At 48.5% G+C, this 5047-nt stretch carries 6 protein-coding genes; 2 read left to right on the forward strand and 4 right to left on the reverse strand.

Annotation, left to right across the window (positions count from 1 at the left end; genetic code table 11):
• Positions 1–9: 9 nt before the first annotated feature.
• The 3 genes from NCN04_RS07800 to NCN04_RS07810 all read right to left on the reverse strand — a co-directional run bounded on the left by NCN04_RS07800 (position 10) and on the right by NCN04_RS07810 (position 1471).
• Entirely contained in the window at positions 10–528 is a 519-nt protein-coding gene (locus NCN04_RS07800) for a hypothetical protein (protein WP_048345921.1), read from the reverse strand.
• 529 nt (positions 529–1057) lie between these two features.
• A complete protein-coding gene (locus NCN04_RS07805) occupies positions 1058–1231 on the reverse strand; it encodes a DUF1651 domain-containing protein (protein ID WP_350223243.1) in 174 nt (57 codons plus the stop codon).
• A 9-nt stretch (positions 1232–1240) separates the two neighbouring features.
• A complete protein-coding gene (locus NCN04_RS07810) occupies positions 1241–1471 on the reverse strand; it encodes a DUF8641 family protein (RefSeq protein ID WP_250395706.1) in 231 nt (76 codons plus the stop codon).
• 531 nt (positions 1472–2002) lie between these two features.
• Here NCN04_RS07810 and NCN04_RS07815 point away from each other — a divergent pair.
• Positions 2003–3112, forward strand: coding sequence for an aminotransferase class V-fold PLP-dependent enzyme (locus tag NCN04_RS07815; protein WP_250395707.1), 1110 nt, complete (start codon positions 2003–2005; stop codon positions 3110–3112).
• On the opposite strand, the gene NCN04_RS07820 is transcribed toward NCN04_RS07815, so the two are convergent.
• Positions 3109–4182, reverse strand: coding sequence for a hypothetical protein (locus NCN04_RS07820; protein WP_250395708.1), 1074 nt, complete (start codon positions 4180–4182; stop codon positions 3109–3111). The genes NCN04_RS07815 and NCN04_RS07820 overlap by 4 nt on opposite strands.
• An 88-nt stretch (positions 4183–4270) precedes the next feature.
• Between NCN04_RS07820 and NCN04_RS07825 the strand changes: the two genes are divergently transcribed.
• Positions 4271–5047: ABC transporter substrate-binding protein (locus NCN04_RS07825; RefSeq protein WP_250395709.1), on the forward strand; the 777-nt coding region annotated here is incomplete at its 3' end.

Consider the following 5047-nt stretch of genomic DNA (forward strand, 5'->3'; position numbering starts at 1 on the left):
AGCTCGTGGCTAACGAGTGCATGCATCACTAGCAACCTCAGCCGAGGCGATCGGTGCATGATTCAGAGCAGAAGGCTTTTGTCCAGAGCAGGTCAGACACCCCCCATTAATTCGATAAGGCGCCAGGTGCCCTCTCAGACATACCGTGCCACGAAAAAACAACACCTGCCCCAGCTCCCTGGCATGAGCATCAGTCAGGGGCAAAGTGAGCCATCCATCGGGAACAACGCCTTTCAGTAGAGATCGACGCTCCTGGGCATCGATTCGTCGTTGACGCTCTTCCCGATCATTTTTGGCGCAAACACCTTCAACCTGAAATTCTCGAGAACAATCCAAGCAGGCCGTCACTATTGGCTTTTTACGAGCTGCGTTGTGAGAGAGCTTGTCGCCTGGAACCTCACGATCCTGACCACAAGAGCATCGACACCACCAGTAAGCATTTCCGCTTTTGGTACGACGCTCCGAGGCACGAACAACCGTGAGCTTTCCGTACACCTCACCAACTCGGTTCCGGGGCTTGGATGGCATCAGGAATGAAAAGAAAGTGAGCTACTCAGTCATTTTGGCGTGACATTCTTCATTGGGTGATGCCTGGTTCCAGTAACACCAACCCAGAGCAAGCAGATGGTCGTCAAAGTTCAAACCAGTGAGTAACAGTCTGAACTGATGATGGATCACATTGCGATGAAAGAAACAAGACAATATCAACCAACTTTCTATTACTGCCATGGTGAAGTTGTGTCAAAGATTAGATGGAGCAGCGTTTTACAACCTGACCCTTTCCACTTTTTTTTGCCAACGTAAGACTGACAATCACAAGGCTCATCACGCTGCCGTTGATCGCTGACACGTGCCTTCACGATGTAACCAGGAACCTCTCGAAATACCACCTTGACCCACGCAAACAGCAACACCCTCCGCAATCTCTGTCCAGCACTTCAGAATAAGCATTATTTCAACTAGAACCCGCCTTAGTTTTAATCGCTGAGAAGCCCCATCATTACTTGATTGTCTAACCCATCAGATTGGAGCTTGACCCACGGCTTGACCCACGCTTTCAAGGTTCCACATCAGCTCCCCATGCAGGCTCAGCCACGGTCCATCCAGACTTCTTCAACTGGAACCACAAAGAGGCTGCGTCCTCGTACCTCATCTGCCTTCTGGTCTTAAGTAGAGCCGGACCATCGGGCATAGGTCTGCCGTGATCTACGAACACCCTCACGAACTTCACCTTCTCATGTCAAGCGTAATATGGACTGCCCGTGAGGAGCTTTGTCCCAGAAATAATGGCCATAATGCTCAGCAATGCTACATAATCATAGGCCTTTGTCTTTATGAAATAAGGCAAAAATAAGATCTGTGCGACCATAAAAATAAGCACGCCAAGAGTAGTATTAACATGAAGTTGTGTAAAATAGCCACCAACTTCGCAACAGGTTCCAACCACTCGCATTTTTTCTAGAATATTCATGGCAAATGAATTACGTTCAAATTTTGAAAAACCACTGGTAAGAGAGAAAACCCGAAAAGAATGTGATCGTTGTTACTATTTTGCAATATCGCCATCAACACTGCTTAATAAGGCTTTAAACCAGGAACAACTGCCTGACTTAAAAAACAATCTTTTTGATCTTAGCCTTGCGAATCCGCCAATCAACATTTGTGATACCAAAGGATCTCGCCTAGTGCTCAGCCAGACTTAGCGAAAGCACAACAGCAAGCATCACATTGTGCAATTACACACAAAGATTTGATGGAGCAGCGTTTTACAACCTGACCCTTTCCACTTTTTTTGCCAACGTAAGACTGACAATCACAAGGCACATCACGCTGCCGTTGATCGCTGACACGTGCCTTCACGATGTAACCAGGAACCTCTCGAAATACCACCTTGACCCACGCAAACAGCAACACCCTCCGCAATCTCTGTCCAGCACTTCAGAATAAGCATTATTTCAACTACGGCGGTCAAGGGCCGTTGCCAACGCCTTCGCTAGAGGCCATGACCACAAGTTGGCAGCGCATCCAAGAACTGGGACCGTTCACCACGGATGTATGGCCGTATATCAGTGCGGAAACAAACAAAACACGTGCGTCACTGAGTCGAATGTGTGGTGTGGCACCCCATCGCCTCGCACTCACCGAAAACGTCACCAGCGGGTGCGTTCTTCCCCTTTGGGGACTGCCCCTTAAAGCCGGTGATCGCCTGTTAATCGGTGATTGCGAGCACCCGGGAGTCGTCGCCGCTTGCCATGAACTTGCCAGACGAGAGCATCTGGAAGTCGACAACCTCCCTGTTCAACAATTCAGGCAAGGACGTGAGGCACAACACGAAACCGACGCTGGGGTCCTCCAAGTCTTAGAAGACTCCTTAAGGCCACGTACCAAAGTCGTGGTGCTGTCCCATCTGCTCTGGAACACCGGACAGCTAATGCCAATCCCTGAGGTAGCAGACCATCTTCGTCAGCATGCTCAGCAACCATTTCTACTCGTGGATGCAGCCCAAAGCATGGGGCAAATTCCTGTGGAAGCAGCTGCGCAGGCCGCTGATATTTATGCCTTTACTGGGCACAAATGGACCTGCGGACCCGAGGGATTAGGAGGCGTGGCCTTATCAGAAAGAATCCTCAATCAAGCCAATCCAACGCTCATTGGCTGGCGCAGCCTGCGCGATGAAACGCGCGCTGACATCAATGATCCAGAACCGTTTCACCACGACAGCCGACGCTTTGAGATTGCAACGAGCTGCGTGCCACTGATGGCAGGGCTTCGTCAATCGTTGCGCTTGTTCGCCAACGAGGGCAATGAGCAAGAGCGTCTCCAAACCATCCAATCCCTAAGCGGCGAACTGTGGAGGCAACTCAAGGAGCTTTCAGGAGCCACTCCTTTGCTGAAGGGGGAACCGCCAGCAGGTTTGGTGAGCTTCCAACTCAACGATGCATCAGGACGAAGTCCTGCTGAAGTCGTCAAAATCCTTGGGAGAAAAGGGATCTGGATCCGCAACCTAGAAGAACCCATCTGCCTAAGAGCTTGTACGCACATCACCACCAAACCCAACGAAATCAGCCGACTCGTGGATGCTCTTAAACAACGAATGCCCCCCGATCATTAAGCGCCCGGAGGGATCAAGACCCATGCCGTCACAACAGCAACAGAACAAAACAACACCATTGAAAGAGGCCAAACCTCATCAAGAAGTTCCAGTCGTTTGGAGAGGTTATCGCGCGCCTCTCCAAGGGGCATGCTCTCCATATCGGCATAACGGCGTCCAATCCAAACCAACAAAACAAATGCAAACAATGTGATGACGTAAGCGATCACATAAACCAGATCGAGAAAGGTAAGGAAAGGAAGGTCAGGGAGTTCACCTCGATACACCTGCTGCAGGAACACCAATGTCAACAACACGGTGACAGGAATTCCTGCTCGAGCATCTTGCTCATCAGGGCGGATTTTGAAGACGAGAAGTACCATCACCATCACAACCAACAAAGGCAACATCAAGCGCCAAAAAGAGGACCAAGACGAAGTTCCGAAGGTGATGTCATAGACAATGAGACTGTAATCCCGGTCCAACCCACCAAGACCAAAATTGGTTGCATAATTATGGCGATACTCAGCAATCGACCAACCGCGATTCAACCAACCAATAATTCCTGTTCCTGCATAAAGGCCCATCCCACTATTGCGAATATCAGGCTCAAAACGCAACTTCGTATAGCCAAGCCCTCCCGCCACATCATCAGCTTCAATCGCGATCGGCAAACTAATGGTGAGGAACGGGAACTTCTTAAAGGTTGCGCGATCAATATAAAATCGACCAACATAAGTATAAAGCTGGTAATAGGTACCATCAGACAAGACTGCTGGCTTATCCTGCACAGGGTTCAACACAGGTTCAGCATCAGACAACAACGCATTAAGCAATGAAATATGCTCTTGCAAATCTGTATCATTGGCCTCTAAGTAATCTTGAAGAGGCTGCTCCCAGCGCATCCACACGTAGCCATTGGAGGAGAAGCTAGGAATACTTAGATCAAGATCGTAGGTACTATTTGAATACACTCCAATCTTCACATGGTATTTCGCATCATCGAGTGCTTCAATGTCAGCTTGAATTTCACTTCCGCTTAACGACTCTCCTCTCTGTGAACTCCAACCGTCACGAGGAAGGCGATCCACGGATGTGGTTAATGCCCGAGAAGCTGAAGAAAGTCGCAGGGAATCACGGCCTGGCACTTGATCAACATTTAGACTAGTTACTCCAATAATGGAAAGCAAGGCTGCCAGAACCACTGACGCGATCGCCAAGATGTTCCACTTTCTCCGTCTTCGAACCTTCGTCATGAAAAAAAGAGCAGCAAATCACAAAAGCGTTTTACCAGTTAAGCGGATAGCAACAATTCTTCGTCGAAGTACCCTCATAACATTAGGACTTAGTCTATCGATAGCTGCCACATCAGCCCAACAAAAAGACACTCAAATCACCTCTGATAGCAAGAATACGATCCTCCTAGGCCAATCCTTACCACTGAGCGGACCTTCGGCTCAAATAGGAAAAAAATATCAGGCAGGCGCCCAAGCATGGTTTAACGAGGTGAATCGACAGGGAGGAATCAACGGGAAAAAAATACGTTTAATCAGCCTTGATGACCAGTATGAGCCTGAACTGACCATCAGCAATACCAAAAAACTGCTCGAAAAACCGAACCTTCTTGCTCTCTTTGGCTATGTAGGCACACCCACAACGAAAGAAATACTTCCATTCATTGAAGAAAGGAAAGTTCCCCTCATCGCCCCCCTGACAGGTGCCTCAATCCTGCGTGATGAAAAATTAAAAATGGTAGTGAACTTAAGAGCCAGCTATCAGATGGAAATAGACAAAATTGTTGATAGCCTTGTTCGTAATGCACGACAAAAAATAGCAATCATTTATCAGGATGATGCCTTTGGGAAAGATGGCCTGAAATCTGCAGAATCGGCCTTGAAAAAGCATGGTCTGAAGCCAGTTGCGATCGCAACCGTTCAAAGAAACTCTGCCAAAATC

The sequence above is a fragment of the Synechococcus sp. MU1655 genome (assembly GCF_023630655.1).
GTDB lineage: Bacteria > Cyanobacteriota > Cyanobacteriia > PCC-6307 > Cyanobiaceae > Synechococcus_C.

What these genes read in the sequence shown, in the direction of transcription:
- NCN04_RS07800 (WP_048345921.1), bottom strand. Translation starts at nt 528, where the DNA reads ATGCCATCCAAGCCCCGGAACCGAGTTGGTGAGGTGTACGGAAAGCTC.
- NCN04_RS07810 (WP_250395706.1), bottom strand. Translation starts at nt 1,471, where the DNA reads ATGAATATTCTAGAAAAAATGCGAGTGGTTGGAACCTGTTGCGAAGTT.
- NCN04_RS07815 (WP_250395707.1), top strand. Translation starts at nt 2,003, where the DNA reads ATGACCACAAGTTGGCAGCGCATCCAAGAACTGGGACCGTTCACCACG.